The organism is Cupriavidus sp. 30B13 (assembly GCF_049059565.2).
Taxonomy (GTDB): domain Bacteria; phylum Pseudomonadota; class Gammaproteobacteria; order Burkholderiales; family Burkholderiaceae; genus Cupriavidus.
This window is the reverse complement of the sequence record NZ_CP188223.1, coordinates 4,014,725-4,032,353: the sequence shown is the minus strand read 5'-3', so window position 1 is coordinate 4,032,353 and position 17,629 is coordinate 4,014,725. Positions and strand designations below refer to the sequence as shown.

Here is a 17,629-nt window from a genome sequence, read left to right as displayed (position 1 = left end):
GGCAAGCGGGGAAAGAGGCGCGCAAGGAAGGGAGCGGGAAGGGAGCAGGAAGGGAACGGAAAGGGAGCGGGATTGTGCCGCGCGGAACCGGCCGCGCAAACGAAAAAGCCCGCACCCAGGCCGGCGTGCGGGCGGGGATCCGCAGAGGGACCACCCAGTGTCATGAAGCGCGCCCCCGCAGCTTCATGACGGTTCCAATGATGGGGCAGCGCCGCCGCGCGCGCCTTGACCTTGGTCAAGGCCGGCGCACATCGGCGCGCCGTTCAGGCCAGCAGCGCCGTGACCAGGTCCTTGCCGCGCGCGGCGGGCAGTTCCTCGAAATGCAGGGCGGCCTCGACGTGGTTCAGGTGCTCCACCATCAGCGCCACCGCGCGCTCGCCGTCGCCGGCGCGCGCGGCCTCGATGAATTCGCGGTGCTCGTCGGACGAGCAGGCGGCATCGCGGCGCGACTGGTAGAGCATGGTGATCACGGCGCTGCGCATCGACAGCTCCTGCAGCATGCCGGTCAGCACGCCGTTGCCGACCACCTCGGCCAGCAGGATGTGGAAGTCGCCCAGCAGGCGCGTGCGCAACTGCGCGTCGCTGCCGGCCAGCGCCTTTTTCTCGGCGGCAAGATGACGGTCGATGCGCTTGTAGTCGGCCGCGCCGGCACGCGCCACGAACTCGCGGGCCAGCGCCGCTTCCAGGATGCGGCGCACCGCGAACACCTCGCGCGCTTCTTCCGCGCTGGGCTTGGCCACGAAGGCGCCCTTGTCCGGCACGATCTGGATGACCTTGTCCTTGGACAGCATCAGCAGCGCGGCGCGCACCTTGGTGCGGCTGACGCGGTAGACGCTGGCCAGCGCCTCCTCGCGCAGCTTGGTGCCGGGCGGCAGCCGGTGCGAAACGATGGCCGCGACGATGTCTTCGGCGATCGCTTCGGCGGTCATGGCAGGGTCGATGTGCTCGGGCATGATGGCGCGCCGGGGCGGCCTCTCGTGATCAGGAATGCCCAGATTCTAGCGCCCCGCGGCCGCGCCGGGCAGCGGGGCCGTCCCGGGGGCGGCCGGAGCGGCTTCGTGCGGAGCCGGGGCGAGGCCGGCGTCGAGTTCGGCCGCGTCGATCCTGCCGTCGAGCACGCCGTGCGCGCGCACGCGGTCGATGTCCTTTTCCCAGGCCGCCACCACCACGGTCGCCACGCAGTTGCCGACCAGGTTGCCGACCGCGCGGGCGATGCCGATGAACCAGTCCACCGACAGCACCAGCACCAGGCCGATGGCGGGAATGGCCGGGTGCGCCGACAGCGTCGCCGCCAGGATCACGATGGCCGAGCCCGGGATGCCGTGCGCGCCCTTGGAGGTGACCAGCGCCACCGCCAGGATGCCGAGCAGGTCGCCCAGCGCCAGCGGCGTGTTGGTGGCCTGGGCGATGAACACCGCGGCCAGCGTCAGGTAGATCGAGAACGCATCCAGGTTGAACGAGTAGCCGGTGGGGATCACCAGCCCCACCACCGATTTCTTGATGCCCATGAACTCGAGCTTCTTCATTACCTGCGGCAGCACGCTGTCCGACGAGGCCGTGCCCAGCACCACCAGCAGCTCGGCGCGCAGGTAGCGGATCAGCTTGAGCACCGAGAAGCCGCACAGGCGCATCACCGTGCCCAGCACCACCAGCACGAACAGCGCCACCGCGCCGTAGAACACCACCACCAGGTAGCCGAGCTGCTTGAGCGAGCCGATGCCGTACTTGCCCACGGTGAAGGCCACCGCGCCGAGCACGCCCAGCGGCGCGAGCTTGATGATGAAGCCCATCATCTTGAACAGCGTGTGCGAGAAGGTGTCGATGATGCCCACCAGCGGGCGGCCGCGCTCGCCCACCAGCGACAGCGCGCAGCCGAACAGGATCGACACCAGCAGCACCTGCAGCACGTCGCCGCTGGCGAAGGCGCCCATCACCGTGTTGGGAATCAGCTTGAGCAGGAAGTCCGCCGTGCCCGCGCTCTTGATCTTGTCGGCGGTGTCCACGTAGGCCGCCATCGCCGAGGCGTCGAGCGAGGCCGGATTGACGTTCATGCCGGTGCCCGGATGGAACAGGTAGGCCAGCGCAATGCCCAGCGCCAGCGCGATGGTGGTGACCACCTCGAAGTAGAACACCGCCTTGATGCCGACGCGGCCCACCTTCTTCAGCTCGCCCGCGCCGCAGATGCCGGCCACCACCACGCAGAACACGATCGGGCCGATCAGCATCTTGATCAGCTTGATGAAGGCGTCGCCGAGCGGCTTGAGCCTGGCGGCGAACTCGGGGAAGAACAGCCCGAGCAGGGTGCCCAGCAGCAGGGCGATCAGGACCTGGCCGAACAGCGAGCGCGCGAAGCGCGCGAGGGGGGACTGCGGGGGAGTTTGCGGGCGGCCGGAAGCCGGACCTTGCTGGACTGCTGGGTGCATCGTTGTCTCCATGCGGCGCGTCCATGCGAAGGCTGGCGCGACCTGTCGAAAAGCTGCAGGAATGCCGGCTGCCGCCGCGTCACGTTGCGTTGCGCTGCCGTGGCGAAGGCGGCCGGCCTGGCGTGCCGAGCGCCGCGCCGGGTGAAGGCGGCGGCGCTCGCGGATGGCCCCCCTGTTGGAGCGGAATCCACGCGATTCGCTGTCCGGGCGGGATTGTCGGCGGCGAATTGTCGGAACGTGCCGGTCAATATAGTGCATATCATTTTTGTATGCAATTTTTGAATTCACTGTGCTAAGATGAATCGCACAGAATAGAGCTCTCGCCACGAGAGCCGTGGCGTGCGGCGGCGCTGGCGCGGTGCTTGCATGAGACGACGCCACCCGCATTCGCGCACTTCCAGCAGGAGACACGCATGGCAGCAACCCTCACGCCCGCCCCCGACACCGTCGAGACCGGCGCGCGCATCATGGCCTGGGCCGACGACCTGGCCGTCCACACCGAGCAGCCCGGCATGCTCACCCGCACCTACCTGACCGAGGCCCACCACGGCGCCGCGGCGCAGCTGGCCGCGTGGATGCGCGAGGCCGGCATGACGGTGCGGCGCGACGCCGCGGGCAACGTGATCGGCCGCTACGAGGGCGCCACGCCCGGCGCGCCGGCGCTGCTCACCGGCTCGCACTTCGACACCGTGCGCGACGCCGGCCGCTACGACGGCAACCTCGGCGTGATCCTGCCGGTGGCCTGCGTGGCCGAGTGGAACCGCCAGGGCAGGCGCTTTCCGTTCGCCATCGAAGTGGTGGGCTTCGCCGAGGAGGAAGGCGTGCGCTTCAAGGCCACGCTGCTGGGCAGCCGCGCCATCGCCGGCACCTTCGACACCAACGTGCTCGACAACGTGGACGACGCCGGCCAGACCATGCGCGAAGCGATGCGCGCGGCCGGCTTCGACCCGGCCGCGCTGCCCGCCGCCGCGCATCCGCGCGAGCAGGTGCTGGCCTTCGTGGAAGTGCATATCGAGCAAGGACCGGTGCTGCTCAACGAAGGGCTGCCGCTGGGCGTGGTGACGGCGATCTCCGGCGCCACCCGCTTCCTCGTCGAGCTCGAGGGCCTGGCCGGCCACGCCGGCACGGTGCCGATGGACATGCGCCGCGACGCCGCCATGGCCGGCGCCGAGATCGGCCTGTTCATCGAGCGCCGCTGCGGCGGGCTGCCCGGGCTGGTCGGCACCGTGGGCCAGTTCAACGTGCCCAACGGCGCCACCAACGTGGTGCCCGGCCGCGCGGTGTTCTCGATCGACATCCGCGCCGGCGAGGACGCCGTGCGCCAGGCCGCGGTGGACGACGTGCTGGCGGAGATCGAGCGCGTGTGCGCGCGCCGCAATGTGCGCGTGCAGATCCGCAAGACGCACGAGGCCGCGAGCGTGCCGTGCGCGCCGTGGCTGCAGGCGCAGTGGGCCGGCGCCATCGCGCGCCAGGGCCTGCCGGTGCGGCACCTGCCGTCCGGCGCCGGCCACGACGCCATGGCGATCTCCGCCATCGCCGACGTGGCCATGCTGTTCGTGCGCTGCGGCAACGGCGGCATCAGCCACCATCCCACCGAAACCATGACCGCCGCCGACGCGGCCAGCGCGGCGGCCGTGTTCAGCGACTTCGTCGAGCACTTCGCGCCGCAGCGCTAGGTCCGCGCGCCGCGCAGGCCACCGCCTTCCCCCATGCGAGCAAGACTGCAAACGCAAGCCACAAACATCCGAGACCAGACAATGACCGCACGAGACAACGTGAACCCGCTGCAGACCACCCTCACCAGCTACATCGACACGCAGCGCCCCGCGCAGGAGGCTTTCCTGGCCGAACTGGTCAAGGTGCCCTCCGACAACCCCCCCGGCGACTGCGACGCGCACGGCAGGCGTGCCAAGGTGCTGCTCGAGGAACTGGGCTTCAAGGTCGAGGCGCACAAGGTGCCCGACGAGCTGGTCAAGGCCGCCGGCATGATCAGCGCCACCAACCTGGTGGTGCGCAAGACCTTCGGCAGCGGCGGCCCCACCATCGCCATGAACGCGCACGGCGACGTGGTGCCCCCGGGCCTGGGCTGGACCAAGGATCCGTACGGCGCCGAGATCGGCGGAAGCGAGCACGGCCCGGTCATGTACGGCCGCGGCGTGGCGGTGTCCAAGTCCGACTTCGCCACCTACACCTACGCGGTGCTGGCGCTGATGGAAGCCGAGAAGCAGGGCGCGAAGCTCGATGGCACGGTCGAGCTGCAGTTCACCTACGACGAGGAAACCGGCGGCGACATCGGTCCCAAGTACCTGCTCGACCAGGGCCTGAGCAAGCCCGACTACGCCATCTCGGCCGGCTTCTCCTATGGCATCACCTCGGCCCACAACGGCTGCCTGCACGTGGAAGTCACGGTCAAGGGCAAGCAGGGCCACGCCGCCATGCCGCACACCGGCGTGGACGCCATCGAGGCCGCCACCCACATCCTGCAGGCCATCTACGGGCTGCGCGCCGAACTCGCCACGCGCAAGTCGCAGACCCCGGGCATCGACACCGCCACGCTGAACGTCGGCCTGATCAAGGGCGGCATCAATACCAACGTGGTGCCGGACCTGGTGACCTTCCGCGTCGACCGCCGCATGATCCCCGAGGAAATCGGCTTCGACGCCGAAGGCGAGATCCGCGCCGTGGTGGAAAAGGCGGCCAGGGAACGCCCGGGCATCGAAGTGAAGGTCGAGCGCATCATCCTGGCCGAGCCGCTGTCGGAACTGCCGGGCGTGGAAAAGCTGATCGGCGCGCTCAAGAGCCGCGCCGAGGCCGTGTTCGGCGTGGAGATTCCCGTGCACGGCGTGCCGCTCTACACCGACGCGCGCCACTACACCGCGCGCGGCATCCCGACCGTGCTGTACGGCGCCGGCCCGCGCACGCTGATGGAAGCGCGCGGCCACAACTCGGACGAGAACCTGCGCCTCGACGACCTGAACCGCGCCACCAAGGTGGTGGCGCTGGCGCTGTCGGACCTGATGGGCTGAGGCCGTTCATGGGCGAGCCGGGCGGGGCGCCACAGTGCGCCGCCCGCTGCCCGCAAGGTTGCCCGGTTCCGGGCTGGTGCTCCGGGGCCTGTCTGGCACCGGCCCGGGACCCGGGCATTCCGTCGCGCCCGCCTCCGCTGCCTGCCTCAATCATTCACCGGAAGAATGAAAGGCCGCATCAAAACCGCAGCTTCAAATTTTCCCGCATATAGTTTGCGCCTGAAGGCGTCCTGCCCGGCGTTCCGATCGCTTGCCTATAATATCAGTGCTCTTATATTATGTTCGAGGGCTGATATCGGCGCAGCCGCCATCCCGACACCGACCGCAAAGGAGAACGCCAGCATGTCGACGCATCCCCGCATGGAGTACACCGATTTCACCGGCATCGCGCCCGGCGTGGCCGCCGCGCTGCGCGCGCTGTCCAAGGCCGTCGACGACGCCGGCCTGGAAAAGCCGCTGACCGAGCTGCTCAAGCTGCGCGCCTCGCAGATCAACGGCTGCGCGTTCTGCCTGCAATTCCACCTCAACCTGGCGCGCGCCGCCGGGGTGGAGGCGCGCAAGCTGGACCTGCTCGCCGCCTGGCGCGACGCCGGCATCTACACCGAGCGCGAGCAGGCCGCGCTGGCGTGGACCGAGGCGCTCACGCTGCTGGGCCACGACAGCGCCTCCGAGGCCGTCTACGCAGCGGTGAGTACGCAGTTCGCGCCGGCCGAACTGGCCCATCTCACCGCCACCATCGCCAATATCAACGCGTGGAACCGCATCGCCGTGAGCCTGCGCTTCTCGCCGCCGGCGCCGGCGCAGCCGCGCGGCGCGGCATGAGCGCCGCCGCGCCCGCCGGGCAGATCCGGCATGTGGAAGCCGAAGCGGAAGTGCGCGCCTGTTTCGCGCTGATGCGGCAGCTGCGCCCGCATCTGGCCTCGGCCGACGAGTTCGTGGCGCGCTGGCGCCGCCAGCAGGGCGCCGGCTACCGCCTGCTGGCGCTGTGGCAGGAGGGACGCCCGGCGGCGCTGGCCGGGTACCGCGTGCTCGACAACCTCACGCATGGCGTGCACTGCTATGTGGACGACCTCGTCACCGACGAGGGCCAGCGCAGCGGCGGGTACGGCGCGGCGATGATGGACCGGCTCAAGGCCGAGGCGCGCGCGCTCGGCTGCGGCCGGCTGCTGCTCGACACCGGGCTGGCCAATGCGCTCGGCCAGCGCTTCTACTTCCGCAACGGCTTGCTGGCCACCGCCCTGCGCTTCATGATCCCGCTGGACTAGGAAGTCGTTTCAGGAAGATCCGGCGCCGTTGCGCGGCCTTGCCGTACCGGTTGTGCTGTCCGCCGCCGCACGCCTGGCCAGGACCGCTTCGCTTCATCTTGAAACAACGTCTAGGGTTTGGCCACGCGCTCCGCCGGCAGGCTCTCGTCGCCGTCGCCGAGCGCGCGCTGCATCAGCACGGTATCGATCCACTGGCCATGCTTGAAGCCCACCGACTGCAGCCGGCCGATGGTGCGGAAGCCCACGCGCTCGTGCAGCGCCAGCGAGCCGGCGCCCTCGCCGCTGGCGGTGCAGGCCACCACGGCCACCATCTGCCGCCACGGGCCGTTCTCGCAGCGCGACACCAGCGCCGCCAGCAGCGCCAGGCCCAGCCCCTGGCCGCGATGGCGGTCGTCGATATAGACCGAGTCCTCGATGGCGAAGCGGTAGGCGCTGCGCGTGCGGTAGGCCGAGGCGTAGGCGTAGCCGAGCACCACGCCGTCGCGCTCGGCCACCAGGTAAGGCAGGCCCAGGCGCTTCACCTCGGCATGGCGCAGGCGCATGTCGTCCACGCCCGGTTCGACCTCTTCGAACGAGGCCCGGCCGTGGCGCACGTGATGCGCGTAGATGGCCTGGATGGCGGGGATGTCGGCGGCCACGGCGTCGCGCACGGCGAGGCCGGCGCTGCCCTGCACGGCGGCGGTGGCGTTGGCCACGGCCAGCGGGGTGGCGGAGGCGGCGGAGAGCGTGGCGAGCGGGGTCTTCATGGTGCGGATCTGTCTTCAGGGCGGAGTCGGAGCCCGGCGGGGCCGGGCGACGTTGACGATGCCGCTACCTTACCTTGCGCCGATGCTATAAAGGAAACTTCGCCAACTTATGCTTGGCATAAGCATTTCTTTGCCATGCGCCACCTCAACCCCGATTTCCTGCATGCCTTCGCGCTGGTTTGCGAGCTGGGCAGTTTCTCGGCGGCCGCCGAGCGCCTCGGCCTGAGCCAGCCGGCGGTCAGCCTGCAGGTGCGCCAGCTCGAGCAGCGCTACGGCCTGCGCCTGCTCGAGCGGGTGGGCCGGCGCGTGCTGCCCACCGCCGCCGGCGAAGATCTGCTGGCCCACGCGCGCGGCGTGGCCGGCGCGCTGGCCGCGGCCGACGACAGCATGGCGCGCCACGCCGGCGGCGCGGTCGGGCGGGTGCGGCTGGGCACCGGCGCCACCGCCTGCATCTACCAGTTGCCGGCGGCGCTGCGCGAGCTGCGCCGCGCCATGCCGGCGCTGGAAATCGTGGTCAGCACGCTCAACACCGGCGAAGCGCTCAAGGCGGTGGAAGACAACGCGCTGGACCTGGCCTTCGTCACGCTGCCGGCCGCGGGACGCATGCTGGACATCACCCCCGTGCTGCAGGACGCCTTCGTCGCCATCGGCCCGGCCGACGGCGCGCCGCTGCCGGCCACGGTGGCGCCAGCCGACCTCGCCGGCCTGCCGCTGGCGCTGTTCTCGCCGGGCGGCAATACGCGCCGGCTGGTGGACGAATGGTTCCTGCGCGCCGGCGTGAGCGCGCGCCCGGTGATGGAACTCGACAGCGTGGAGGCCATCAAGGCGCTGGTCGGCGCCGGGCTGGGCTATTCGGTGCTGCCCGGCATGGCCCTGCCGCCGGGCCAGCCGCGCGCGGGCATCGCCGTGCGGCCGCTGGCGCCGCCGCTGGAGCGCACGCTGGCGCTGGTGCTGCGCCACGACAAGCCGCTGCGCGCGGGGCTGCGCGCCACCGTGGCCGCCTTGCGCAAGCTCGCGCCGGAGCAGGACGGCGCGGCCTGAAGCCGCTGCGCCGGCGCCGGCGCGCTTGTATAGTGCGGATTTGCGCGCCTGCGGCGCGCACGGACAAGGAGGCCCGCCATGATCACCATCTATCACAATCCCCGCTGCTCCAAGTCGCGCGAAACGCTGGCGCTGGTGGAAGCCGCCGCGGCGCGGCTGGGCGAGCCGGTCGACATCGTGGAATACCTGAAGACCCCGCCCACGCTGTCCACCCTCAAGCAGCTCCACACCATGCTGGGCGTGCCGGTGCGCGAGATGCTGCGCGCCAACGAGGCGCCCTACAAGGAACTGGGGCTGGATGACCCCGGCCTTACCGATGCGGAGGTGCTGGGGGCGGTGGCGGACAATCCGATCCTGCTGCAGCGGCCGGTGGTGGTGAGGAACCGGCGGGCGGCGATCGGGCGGCCGCCGGAGAATGTGGTGGGGTTGTTGGGGTGAGGTTTTTTTGATTAATAGATTTGGAGGACTAGAGTCAAAGTCTTTAAAACCATAAAGTCAAAGTCAACTTCAAAGTCAAAGGCTTTCGCTCCCCCGGAGCGACCTACTTTCTTTTTTCCGAAAAGAAAGTAGGCAAAGAAAGCGGACTGCCTGGCCGGCAGGGGCAGAAACGTTGGGTTTCTGATTGTTGGTGGTTTCGTGGTGGGGTTTGTAGTTCTGCGTGCATTCTGCCGTTACCGGATTTAACGGCCACTATTCTGCAAGCGATGCTGGATTCGTGGTGGCGCTGCATGATGGCGATGGTCCAGGTGGTTCAAGCTGCTGCCGCGACCGGGGCGGATGCCACGTCATAGGCACGACACTGGTTTCGTGGTGGGCGTAGTGGCTCCCGTTTGAAACGTACCTCATACACTCGCGCGCCGGTCCACCGCGCCCACCACGAAACCACGAGGGTGCTATGTCGTGGTGGCCGGCACCGGTAACGGCAGATGGCAGAACAAGCAGTGCGTCCCCCATCATAGGTCTGACCCCGAGACCAATACCGCCAGCAAGATCGTGGTGGGTCGCACCGGTAACGGCAGGATGCCAGCAGAACCGCAGTCCCCGCCACGAAACCACCAACAATCAGCAATTCCAATGTTTCTGCCCCTGCCGGCCAGGCAGTCCGCTTTCTTTGCCTACTTTCTTTTCGGAAAAAAGAAAGTAGGTCGCTCCGGGGGAGCGAAAGCCTTTGACTTTGATTTTAAAGATTTTGACTTTGATGTTGACTTTAAGCTTTTAAATATTTTGATTTTGAAGTTGGTATTTCAAAGACGTTGACAAAGGTATCAAAAAATACCGTCAGCATCAAATCCATTCCCCAAAAAAACAAAGTCCAAAATAAAACCGGCCCCCACGTAAAGTGGAGGCCGGCCCGGTCAGACAGACACATTTGCTTCAGGCGGGTCGTCTAATGAACACCCAGCCAGTGCAGGGCCTCCTGACCGAAAGCGATTGCAGCCAGCACCACCAGCAGGATCACCAGCGTCACCGCGCTGACATAGAGCGTGGCCTTGGCGACTTCGGCGTCTTCCTGCAGGGAATGCCAGTGCGCCTGGCTGCGCGCAGCGTGTGGCTTGGGTGTTTCGCGGGTTTCTTTCGCTTCCTGCGGCAAATGCGACCAGTGCGGCCAGTGCAGCCGGCCGGCCATCTGCCTGAGGTGCAGTTCGGGATGGAAACGCATGGGCGACACCTCCTGGGCGTGGCACGCGCCGGCCGGGCACGCGAAAGCCGTATATGGCATGGCGGCGCGGCAGCCCTGAACTCGCTGGTTCGGGGCCATATACGACTTAACTATAGGCCGCGCTGCGCAGGATGCGAGCTTTGCGTGACATCGCCCGGCCTGGCCTCAGGCGGCGGGTGCGGCGCCCGGCGCGCTGGCCGCCGCCGCCGCGGCTTCGCGCGCGCGCAGTTCGGCCAGCATGTTGCAGAACAGCGCGCCCTGTTCCAGCGCGTCGTCCAGCGCCACGTGGGTGTGCGGCAAGGGATCCTTCCAGGCGTCCGGCAGCGCCGGCTTGACCGTCTTGCGGTAGGGCAGGCCGGTCATGGCGAAGCCCAGCGTCTTGATGTCGAGCGCGGCCCAGCCGAACGGCGAGCGGCCGGCGAAGCGCATCATGTACCAGAACATCCAGGTGAAGTCGAAGCCGGCCGGGAAGGCCACGAAGACCGGCTTGCCGGGCAGGCTTTCCACCCACTCCACATAACGCACCATGGCCTGCGCGGGCGGCTCCAGGTCGCGGCGGCAGGCTGCCCAGGCTTCGGGCTGGGTCAGCCACCATTGCATCTGCACCGGGTGGCCGGCGGCGCCCGGCAGCGTTTCCAGGTTGGCCGAGAAGGTGCCGAGCACGGTCTTGTCGGCCAGCATCGCGGCCGAGGCGAAGGACAGCATGGAGTGCGGCCCGGGGATGGGGCCGTCGGCCTCCACGTCGGTGCTCACGTAGATCTCGGGGCGGGTGTCGGGTGCCTGTTTCTTTGCCATGGCTGCGGGGAACGGAGGTGGGGAAGCGGCGCCGCTCAGCCCACGTCGATCAGGTGGTCGGCGACGTAGGGATTGTGCTTGCGCTCGTCGCCGAAGGTCGAGACCGGGCCGTGGCCCGGCACGAAGGTCACGTCCTCGCCGAGCGGCCACAGGTGCGTGCGGATCGAGCGGATCAGGTCGGCATGGTTGCCGCGCGGGAAGTCGGTGCGGCCGATCGAGCCGGCGAACAGCACGTCGCCGACGATGGCCAGCCGGTGCGCGCGCGAGAAAAACACCACGTGGCCCGGCGTGTGGCCGGGGCAGTGGTAGACCTCCAGCGTCTCGCTGCCGAACTGCACGGTGTCGCCGGTATCGAGCCAGCGCTGCGGCTCGAAGGCCTCGGCATGGCCGAAGCCGAAGCGGGTGGTCTGCTCCGGCAGCTGGTCGATCCAGAAGCGCTCGTCCTCGTGCGGGCCCTCGATGGGGATGCCCAGCTCGCGCGCCAGCGCCGCCGCGCCCGCGCAGTGGTCGAGGTGGCCATGCGTGAGGAAGATCTTCTCCAGCGTCACGCCGCGCTCCTTGACCGCCGCGTGGATGCGTTCCAGGTCGCCGCCCGGATCCGTCACCGCGGCCCGGCCGGTGGTCTCGTCGATCAGCAGCGCGCAGTTTTGCTGGAAGGGCGTCACGGGAATCAGGAGGACTTGCATGGGCAGGCGGGGAGGGACGTGGAAGGTGGATCGTGCGGGCGCGCTTGGCCGGCGCGCGCCCGGGTGCCGTGCATTGTAGCGTCTGGCGCGCCACGCGATGCGGCCTCGGGGCGCGGCTCCCGCCGGCCCGAAGCCATGCCCGCATCACACCGCAAAGCCTTGCCAGGACTGGGCTCGCGCCCGCCGCCACGCTGCCGCGGGTACGCGCCGGGAGCCCCGTTTTTCGCCGTTATTCAACCTTGTTACAGACAATTCGTAACAAAATCAAGAGCATACGCACAACTGCCTGGTGCTAGACTCGCGCGATGCTCCGGTTACCCCCCTATCTTTCCCGCCCCGGGCGGATCGCCCGTCTGTGCGTGCACGCCGCATGCGCGCTGGCGCTGGCCGCCTGCGCACTGCCTCCGGCGGGCGAAGAGCAGGAAAGCGCGCCGGTCGCCAGCACCGTGAAACCGCCCGGTCCGGGCAAGGCCGCCAGGCCCGCGAAAGGCGCCAAGGATGGCAAGGACGCCGGCAAGGATGGCGCGGCGCAGACCGCGAACGAGAGCGGCAACGGCTGGGGCCTGTTCCGCTGGGGCAACAACGAAGGCCTGGCCGACACCGGTCCCGGTTCGTTCGAAGGCCTGCGGCCCGACCTCGGCTCGTTCGAGCAGCGCGGCATGGCTTCCTGGTATGGCAAGGGCTTCCACGGCCGCCGCACCGCCAACGGCGAGCGCTTCGACATGCGCGCCATGACCGCCGCCCACCCCTCGCTGCCGCTCGATAGCTGGGTGCTGGTGCGCAACCTGCGCAACGGCAAGGTGGCGGTGGTGCGCATCAACGACCGCGGCCCGTACCACAGCAACCGCGTGCTCGATGTGTCATATGGCGCGGCCAGGCGCCTCGGCTTTACCGATCACGGCTCGACCCAGGTCGAGATCCGCCGCCTGTCGCGCAGCGAAGTCGCCGCGCTGGGCCCGCAGACCACCGGGCCGGACGACGACAGCGGCGATGGCGGCGACGACGCCAGTGGCAGCGACCAGGCCGACGCCAGCGCCGATCCGCCGCCGCGCGCCGCGCGCAAGGCGCGCAAGCCAGCGGCGCGGCGCAAGCACCGCTGACGGCGCGATGCGGAACCGGCAGGCCGGCGCCGTCCGCTTTGCGGCCCGCGCTCCGGCCAGGACCCGCGGCGGCGCCCGCCGGTTCCTAGTCTTCGCCGTCCTCGCCGTCGTTCCCGGCGCGCTGCGCCAGCGCCAGCCGGTACAGCGCATCGGTGGATGCGCCGGTGATGGCGGCGGCCAGCTTGGCCGCGCGCTTGGCCGGCAGCTCGGCCAGCAGCAGCGCCAGCACCTGCTGCGCGCGCGCGTCGGGCAGCCCGGCGTCCGGCGCGGCCGGCGCCGCGCCTTCCACCACCAGCACGAACTCGCCCTTGGCGCGCGTGGCGTCGGCGGCCAGCCAGGCCGGCGCGTCGCCCACCGGCATCACCGGGATTTCCTCGAACAGCTTGGTCAGCTCGCGGCCTACCAGCAGGCGCCGTTCGGCCGGCAGCGCGGCGGCCAGCGCGGCCAGGGTGTCGGCGATGCGGTGCGGCGCCTCGTAGACGACCCAGGCGTGGTCGAGCGTGGCCAGCGCGGCGATGGCCTCGGCGCGCGCGCGCGCCTTGGGCGGCAGGAAGCCGGCGAAGGTAAAGCGCCCGCCGCCGCTGTCCAGCATCTCGCCGGCCACCGACAGCGCCGCCACCGCCGCGCTCGGGCCCGGCAGCGGCACCACCTTGTGGCCGGCCGCGCGCGCGGCCTCCACCAGCCGCGCGCCGGGGTCGGAGATGCCGGGCGTGCCGGCGTCCGACACATAGGCGATGCGCTCGCCGGCGGCCAGGCGCGCGTTGACGCGCTCGGCCGCCTCGCGCTCGTTGTGCTCGTGCACGGCCAGCAGCGGCCGGTGCAGGCCCACGCGCGTGAGCAGCTGGCCGGTATTGCGGGTGTCCTCGCAGGCCACCGCGTCGGCCAGGCCGAGCACGTGCAGGGCCCGCAGCGAGAGATCGGCCAGGTTGCCGATCGGCGTGGCCACCACGTACAGGGTGCCGGACGGGTAGGACTGGCCGGCCGCCAGGGAGATCCAGTCAGTCATGCTTGAGAACTTCCGTTGAATCCATCATTCAAATCCACCACGCAGGCCCGGGGAGCCCGGGCCGAGGCGCGCGCGCTGGCTTACCTGGAAAGGCAGGGCCTGGCGCTCGTGGTTCGCAATTATCGCTGCAAAGGCGGCGAGATCGACCTGGTCATGCGCGAGGCCGACGGCACGCTGGTCTTCGTCGAAGTGCGCGAGCGCGCCAGCCGCGCCTTCGGCGGCGCGGCGGCCAGCGTCACGCCGGCCAAGCAGCGCCGCATCCTGCTGGCGGCGGCGCACTTCCTGGCCGCGCGGGAGGCAGACGCGCCAGGCCCGGACGCGGGCTGCCGGCTCGACGTGGTGGCGCTGGAGCCGGGCCGGCTGGAATGGATCCGCGGCGCGTTCGACGCGGACGGCGGCTAGCCGCAGGCGGGCGGAGGCGGGGGCGCCTGCGTCATAATGCGCGGTATCGCGCGGCGCGCGCCGCGCGCGGACACAGGCAGGGATTGAGACAAGGCCGATCGAGCCATGCATATCGATAGCATCCAGCAACATTTCTTCGACAGCGCCGACGCCAAGCGCGAGGCCGCGCCGGTGATGGCGCCCCATATCGCCGCGGCGATCGAGCGCATGGTGGGCGCGCTCACCAGCGGCAACAAGATCCTCGCCTGCGGCAACGGCGGCTCGGCGGCCGACGCCCAGCACTTCGCCGCCGAGCTGATCGGCCGCTTCGAGCGCGAGCGGCCGGGGCTGGCCGCGATCGCGCTGACCACCGACAGCTCCATCCTCAGCGCGGTCGGCAACGATTACGATTTCAGCGTGGTGTTCTCGCGCCAGGTGCAGGCGCTCGGCCAGCCCGGCGACGTGCTGCTGGCGATCTCCACCTCCGGCAACTCCGCCAACGTGGTGGCCGCGGTGGCCGCCGCCAAGCAGCGCGACATGTGCGTGGTGGCGCTGACCGGCAAGGGCGGCGGCGAGGTCGCCGGCCTGCTCGACGAATTCGACGTCAGCCTGTGCGTGCCCAGCGAGCGCACGGCGCGCATCCAGGAAGTCCACCTGCTGACCCTGCATTGCCTGTGCGACGGCATCGACGAGGCGCTGCTGGGCGAGGGCTGAGCCCGCCCGGCGCCGCCGCTTTTCCGCAACCCATGCTTCATGGCGTACTTCCGCCCCACCGCTTCCAGCAAGGACCGCATGACGACTCTGCCCAACCCGCGTGAATCCCGCACCGTCCGTCCCGCCGGACGCCTCGCCGGCCTCTCTCGCCTGGCCCGCACCGCCACCACGGTGGCGGCGCTGACCGTGGCCGCCACGCAGCTCGCCGGCTGCTTCCCGGTGCTCGCCGGCGCCATGGCCGGCGGCGTGACCATGGCCACCGACCGCCGGCCCACCGGCACCCAGGCCATCGACCGCGGCCTGCAGCTCGAGGCCGAGAACACTCTGAACTCGCGCTACAACGGCCAGGCCCGCGTCAGCGTCACGGTCTACAACCGCAAGGTGCTGCTGACCGGCGAGGCCAAGAACAACGAGGTCAAGCAGCAGGTCGAGCAATACGTGCGCGGGCTGCCCAACGCGCGCGAAGTGATCGACGAGCTGGAGATCGTGTCGTCGCCGTCGTTCGCCACGCAGAGCCAGGACACCTACATCACCAGCAAGGTCAAGACCATGCTGATCACCACCGAGGGCATTCCGTCCAACTCGATCAAGGTGGTCACCGAGAAAGGCGTGGTCTACCTGATGGGCGTGGTCACGCCGGCCGAGGGCGACCGCGCCACCGACGTGGCGCGCAATGCCAGCGGCGTGGTCAAGGTGGTCAAGGCCTTCGACTACATCAGCGAGACCGAGCGCGCGCGGCTCGACGCCGCCGCCAGCTCGCAGAACCCGCCCCCGGGCGAAAGCGGCAGCGCCGTGCCGGGCCAGTCCGCCCCGGCACAGCCGGCGCCGCTGCCGGCGCCCGACACCACCGCGCCGGGCGCCACGGCCAGCCCCGTCACCGCGCCGGTCTCGTCGCCGGTGGCGTTGCCGCCGGGCCGCAACCTGCCCTGACGCCGCGGCGGGTACGCGCAGGCCGCCTTCGCCGCGGCCGTTCGCGCGCGTACCCGTTACGGCGCCGGCGCCGGCATCCGCCGCGCCGCTGGCGCAGATCGATCTGCGTATCGCGCATCACATCCGCGCGCGTTGTGATAGGGTTTGGCACGCCTCGCGGCGCGCTCCCGGAATCCAACCATGACCCCCACCACCGCACGAGCCATCTTCGCAGCGCTGGCGCTGCTCATCGCGGCGAGCGCCGCGCGCGCGCAGGCGCCCGCTGTCCCCGATGCCGCCAATGCTGACGCCACGCTGCAGGCGCGCAACCGGGCCGCCGCCTGCGCCGGCTGCCATGGCCCCGCCGGGCGCGCTCCCGCCGGCAGCCCGGTGCCCGCGCTGGCCGGCCGCAGCCAGTCGGAGCTGGTCCGCCTCATGCAGGAATTCAAGCAGGGCAAGCGCGAGGCGACCGTCATGCAGCAGATCGCCAGGGGCTACAGCGACGCGCAGATCGAAGCCATCGCGGGCTGGTTCGCCGGCGTGCGCTGAACCGCCGCCCGGCCCGTCAGGAGAACACCCATGCAAAGACGCGAATTCCTCGGCGCGCTCGCCGGCACGGCGCTGCTCGGAGCGCAGGCCGCGAAGGCCGCCGGCGCCACGCGCGCGGCGAAAGTGGTGGTGGTCGGCGGCGGCTACGGCGGCGCCACCGCCGCGCGCTACCTGCGCGAATGGAGCGGGCACGGCATCAAGGTCACGCTGGTCGAGCCCGCCGCCAGCTTCGTCTCGTGCCCGCTGTCCAACCACGTGCTGGGCGGCGGCAAGACCATCGCCGACATCACCCTGTCCTACCATGCGCTGTCCGCGCGCCACGGCGTGAAGGTGGTGCGCGACCACGTCGGCGCCATCGACGCGGCGCGCCGCGTGGTGCGGCTCGGCGGCGGCGGCACGCTGCCCTATGACAGGCTGGTGCTGTCGCCGGGCGTGGAAATGCTGTCCGGCGAGATTCCCGGCCTCGCGCAGCCCGGCGGCGAGCAGATCCTGCACGCCTGGAAGGCCGGCGCGCAGACCGTGGCGCTGCGCCGCCAGCTCGAGGCCATGCGCGACGGCGGCACCTTCGCCATCACCATCCCGCTCATGCCGTACCGCTGCCCGCCGGGGCCATACGAGCGCGCCTGCCTGGTGGCGGACTATTTCCTGCGCGCCAAGCCGCGCAGCAAGGTGCTGATCCTCGACGCCAACCCGGACGTGACCTCCAAGGGCGCGCTGTTCCGGCAGGCCTGGGCCACGCGCTACAAGGACATGATCGAGTACCGGCCGCAGTACAACACCGTCGACGTCGATCCCGCCACGCGCACGCTCAAGTTCGACGTGCAGGACGATGAGCGCGCCGACGTCATCAACCTGCTGCCGCCGCAGCGCGCCGGCGCGATCGCCGTGGCCAGCGGCCTGGCCACCGCCAACGGCAAATGGTGCGAAGTGGATTTCCTCACCTTCGAGGCCAGGGCCGCGGCCAATGTCCACGTGCTCGGCGACGCCATCCAGATCGCGCCGCTGATGCCCAAGTCCGGCCACATGGCCAACCAGCACGGCAAGGTGGCGGCCGCCGCCATCGTCTCGCTGCTGGCCGGGCAGGAGCCCGACCCCGAGCCGCTCTACAACAACACCTGCTACAGCTTCACCTCGGCGCGCGAGGCCATCCACATCGCCAGCGTGCATCGCTACGACGCGGCGCAGCGCACCATGCTGACGGTGCCCGGCGCGGGCGGGCTGTCGCCGGCGCCCAGCGCGCTCGAGGGCACCTACGCGCAGGGCTGGGCCGACGCGATCTGGCGCGACATGCTCGGCTGAGCCCGCCGCGCGCGCCCGCATCGGCGCAT

General features: G+C 70.2%; 20 protein-coding genes. 13 read left to right on the top strand and 7 right to left on the bottom strand.

Going from position 1 to position 17,629, the window contains the following annotated elements; genetic code table 11:
• Positions 1-263: 263 nt before the first annotated feature.
• Both ACKI2N_RS18655 and ACKI2N_RS18650 read right to left on the bottom strand, forming a co-directional pair.
• The gene (locus tag ACKI2N_RS18655; RefSeq protein ID WP_420996083.1) at positions 264-953 is read right to left on the bottom strand and encodes a GntR family transcriptional regulator; all 690 of its coding nucleotides are present in this window, start codon (positions 951-953) and stop codon (positions 264-266) included.
• A gap of 45 nt (positions 954-998) precedes the next feature.
• Complete coding sequence (locus tag ACKI2N_RS18650) at positions 999-2,423, bottom strand: C4-dicarboxylate transporter DctA (protein ID WP_420996082.1); 1,425 nt, start codon at positions 2,421-2,423, stop codon at positions 999-1,001.
• Positions 2,424-2,836: 413 nt separating this feature from the next.
• On the opposite strand from ACKI2N_RS18650, the gene ACKI2N_RS18645 reads away from it, so the two are divergent.
• The 4 genes from ACKI2N_RS18645 (at position 2,837) to ACKI2N_RS18630 (ending at position 6,714) form a co-directional block, all read left to right on the top strand.
• Positions 2,837-4,099 (top strand): allantoate amidohydrolase, encoded by a 1,263-nt coding sequence (locus ACKI2N_RS18645; protein WP_420996081.1) that lies wholly within the window; start codon positions 2,837-2,839, stop codon positions 4,097-4,099.
• An 81-nt stretch (positions 4,100-4,180) separates the two neighbouring features.
• Positions 4,181-5,449 carry a M20/M25/M40 family metallo-hydrolase gene (locus ACKI2N_RS18640; protein ID WP_420996080.1) on the top strand — a complete coding sequence of 423 codons (1,269 nt, stop codon included), beginning with the start codon at positions 4,181-4,183 and terminating at the stop codon, positions 5,447-5,449.
• 342 nt (positions 5,450-5,791) lie between these two features.
• A complete protein-coding gene (locus tag ACKI2N_RS18635) occupies positions 5,792-6,271 on the top strand; it encodes a carboxymuconolactone decarboxylase family protein (RefSeq protein WP_420996079.1) in 480 nt (159 codons plus the stop codon).
• Positions 6,268-6,714 carry a GNAT family N-acetyltransferase gene (locus ACKI2N_RS18630; protein WP_420996078.1) on the top strand — a complete coding sequence of 149 codons (447 nt, stop codon included), beginning with the start codon at positions 6,268-6,270 and terminating at the stop codon, positions 6,712-6,714. Before ACKI2N_RS18635 ends, ACKI2N_RS18630 begins: the two co-directional genes overlap by 4 nt.
• Positions 6,715-6,824: 110 nt before the next feature.
• Here ACKI2N_RS18630 and ACKI2N_RS18625 read toward each other — a convergent pair whose 3' ends face one another.
• Positions 6,825-7,460 (bottom strand): GNAT family N-acetyltransferase, encoded by a 636-nt coding sequence (locus ACKI2N_RS18625; protein WP_420996077.1) that lies wholly within the window; start codon positions 7,458-7,460, stop codon positions 6,825-6,827.
• Between the two features lie 135 nt (positions 7,461-7,595).
• On the opposite strand from ACKI2N_RS18625, the gene ACKI2N_RS18620 reads away from it, so the two are divergent.
• The 3 genes from ACKI2N_RS18620 to ACKI2N_RS18610 all read left to right on the top strand — a co-directional run bounded on the left by ACKI2N_RS18620 (position 7,596) and on the right by ACKI2N_RS18610 (position 9,758).
• Positions 7,596-8,501, top strand: coding sequence for a LysR family transcriptional regulator (locus tag ACKI2N_RS18620; RefSeq protein ID WP_420996076.1), 906 nt, complete (start codon positions 7,596-7,598; stop codon positions 8,499-8,501).
• Between the two features lie 78 nt (positions 8,502-8,579).
• Positions 8,580-8,939, top strand: a complete 360-nt coding sequence (gene arsC / locus ACKI2N_RS18615) for an arsenate reductase (glutaredoxin) (protein WP_420996075.1) — start codon at positions 8,580-8,582, stop codon at positions 8,937-8,939.
• Positions 8,940-9,401: 462 nt separating this feature from the next.
• Positions 9,402-9,758 (top strand): hypothetical protein, encoded by a 357-nt coding sequence (locus tag ACKI2N_RS18610; protein ID WP_420996074.1) that lies wholly within the window; start codon positions 9,402-9,404, stop codon positions 9,756-9,758.
• 130 nt (positions 9,759-9,888) lie between these two features.
• Here ACKI2N_RS18610 and ACKI2N_RS18605 read toward each other — a convergent pair whose 3' ends face one another.
• The 3 genes from ACKI2N_RS18605 to ACKI2N_RS18595 all read right to left on the bottom strand — a co-directional run bounded on the left by ACKI2N_RS18605 (position 9,889) and on the right by ACKI2N_RS18595 (position 11,642).
• The gene (locus ACKI2N_RS18605; protein WP_420996073.1) at positions 9,889-10,161 is read right to left on the bottom strand and encodes a hypothetical protein; all 273 of its coding nucleotides are present in this window, start codon (positions 10,159-10,161) and stop codon (positions 9,889-9,891) included.
• Positions 10,162-10,326: 165 nt separating this feature from the next.
• On the bottom strand, positions 10,327-10,956 hold the full coding sequence (locus tag ACKI2N_RS18600; protein WP_420996072.1) for an exonuclease: 630 nt from the start codon (positions 10,954-10,956) through the stop codon (positions 10,327-10,329).
• A gap of 35 nt (positions 10,957-10,991) precedes the next feature.
• A complete protein-coding gene (locus ACKI2N_RS18595; protein WP_420996071.1) occupies positions 10,992-11,642 on the bottom strand; it encodes an MBL fold metallo-hydrolase in 651 nt (216 codons plus the stop codon).
• A gap of 305 nt (positions 11,643-11,947) precedes the next feature.
• Between ACKI2N_RS18595 and ACKI2N_RS18590 the strand changes: the two genes are divergently transcribed.
• On the top strand, positions 11,948-12,742 hold the full coding sequence (locus ACKI2N_RS18590; RefSeq protein ID WP_420996070.1) for a septal ring lytic transglycosylase RlpA family protein: 795 nt from the start codon (positions 11,948-11,950) through the stop codon (positions 12,740-12,742).
• Positions 12,743-12,827: 85 nt separating this feature from the next.
• Here ACKI2N_RS18590 and rsmI read toward each other — a convergent pair whose 3' ends face one another.
• Positions 12,828-13,748: a 16S rRNA (cytidine(1402)-2'-O)-methyltransferase gene (gene rsmI / locus ACKI2N_RS18585; protein ID WP_420996069.1), complete on the bottom strand. Its 921-nt coding sequence runs from the start codon at positions 13,746-13,748 to the stop codon at positions 12,828-12,830.
• Between the two features lie 15 nt (positions 13,749-13,763).
• On the opposite strand from rsmI, the gene ACKI2N_RS18580 reads away from it, so the two are divergent.
• The 5 genes from ACKI2N_RS18580 to ACKI2N_RS18560 all read left to right on the top strand — a co-directional run bounded on the left by ACKI2N_RS18580 (position 13,764) and on the right by ACKI2N_RS18560 (position 17,600).
• Positions 13,764-14,150: a YraN family protein gene (locus ACKI2N_RS18580; RefSeq protein ID WP_420996068.1), complete on the top strand. Its 387-nt coding sequence runs from the start codon at positions 13,764-13,766 to the stop codon at positions 14,148-14,150.
• Between the two features lie 105 nt (positions 14,151-14,255).
• The gene (locus tag ACKI2N_RS18575; protein WP_420996067.1) at positions 14,256-14,843 is read left to right on the top strand and encodes a phosphoheptose isomerase; all 588 of its coding nucleotides are present in this window, start codon (positions 14,256-14,258) and stop codon (positions 14,841-14,843) included.
• A gap of 78 nt (positions 14,844-14,921) precedes the next feature.
• Complete coding sequence (locus ACKI2N_RS18570) at positions 14,922-15,773, top strand: BON domain-containing protein (protein WP_420996066.1); 852 nt, start codon at positions 14,922-14,924, stop codon at positions 15,771-15,773.
• Between the two features lie 180 nt (positions 15,774-15,953).
• A complete protein-coding gene (locus ACKI2N_RS18565; RefSeq protein WP_420996065.1) occupies positions 15,954-16,301 on the top strand; it encodes a c-type cytochrome in 348 nt (115 codons plus the stop codon).
• A 30-nt stretch (positions 16,302-16,331) separates the two neighbouring features.
• Positions 16,332-17,600, top strand: coding sequence for an NAD(P)/FAD-dependent oxidoreductase (locus ACKI2N_RS18560; protein WP_420996064.1), 1,269 nt, complete (start codon positions 16,332-16,334; stop codon positions 17,598-17,600).
• Positions 17,601-17,629: the final 29 nt, after the last annotated feature.

Coding starts and splice junctions, on each gene's coding strand:
- ACKI2N_RS18590 (WP_420996070.1), top strand. CDS start 11,948: ATGCTCCGGTTACCCCCCTATCTTTCCCGCCCCGGGCGGATCGCCCGT.
- ACKI2N_RS18620 (WP_420996076.1), top strand. CDS start 7,596: ATGCGCCACCTCAACCCCGATTTCCTGCATGCCTTCGCGCTGGTTTGC.
- ACKI2N_RS18655 (WP_420996083.1), bottom strand. CDS start 953: ATGCCCGAGCACATCGACCCTGCCATGACCGCCGAAGCGATCGCCGAA.
- ACKI2N_RS18575 (WP_420996067.1), top strand. CDS start 14,256: ATGCATATCGATAGCATCCAGCAACATTTCTTCGACAGCGCCGACGCC.
- ACKI2N_RS18595 (WP_420996071.1), bottom strand. CDS start 11,642: ATGCAAGTCCTCCTGATTCCCGTGACGCCCTTCCAGCAAAACTGCGCG.
- arsC (WP_420996075.1), top strand. CDS start 8,580: ATGATCACCATCTATCACAATCCCCGCTGCTCCAAGTCGCGCGAAACG.
- ACKI2N_RS18640 (WP_420996080.1), top strand. CDS start 4,181: ATGACCGCACGAGACAACGTGAACCCGCTGCAGACCACCCTCACCAGC.
- ACKI2N_RS18565 (WP_420996065.1), top strand. CDS start 15,954: ATGACCCCCACCACCGCACGAGCCATCTTCGCAGCGCTGGCGCTGCTC.
- ACKI2N_RS18630 (WP_420996078.1), top strand. CDS start 6,268: ATGAGCGCCGCCGCGCCCGCCGGGCAGATCCGGCATGTGGAAGCCGAA.
- ACKI2N_RS18570 (WP_420996066.1), top strand. CDS start 14,922: ATGACGACTCTGCCCAACCCGCGTGAATCCCGCACCGTCCGTCCCGCC.
- ACKI2N_RS18605 (WP_420996073.1), bottom strand. CDS start 10,161: ATGCGTTTCCATCCCGAACTGCACCTCAGGCAGATGGCCGGCCGGCTG.
- ACKI2N_RS18625 (WP_420996077.1), bottom strand. CDS start 7,460: ATGAAGACCCCGCTCGCCACGCTCTCCGCCGCCTCCGCCACCCCGCTG.
- ACKI2N_RS18600 (WP_420996072.1), bottom strand. CDS start 10,956: ATGGCAAAGAAACAGGCACCCGACACCCGCCCCGAGATCTACGTGAGC.
- rsmI (WP_420996069.1), bottom strand. CDS start 13,748: ATGACTGACTGGATCTCCCTGGCGGCCGGCCAGTCCTACCCGTCCGGC.
- ACKI2N_RS18645 (WP_420996081.1), top strand. CDS start 2,837: ATGGCAGCAACCCTCACGCCCGCCCCCGACACCGTCGAGACCGGCGCG.
- ACKI2N_RS18635 (WP_420996079.1), top strand. CDS start 5,792: ATGTCGACGCATCCCCGCATGGAGTACACCGATTTCACCGGCATCGCG.
- ACKI2N_RS18650 (WP_420996082.1), bottom strand. CDS start 2,423: ATGCACCCAGCAGTCCAGCAAGGTCCGGCTTCCGGCCGCCCGCAAACT.
- ACKI2N_RS18560 (WP_420996064.1), top strand. CDS start 16,332: ATGCAAAGACGCGAATTCCTCGGCGCGCTCGCCGGCACGGCGCTGCTC.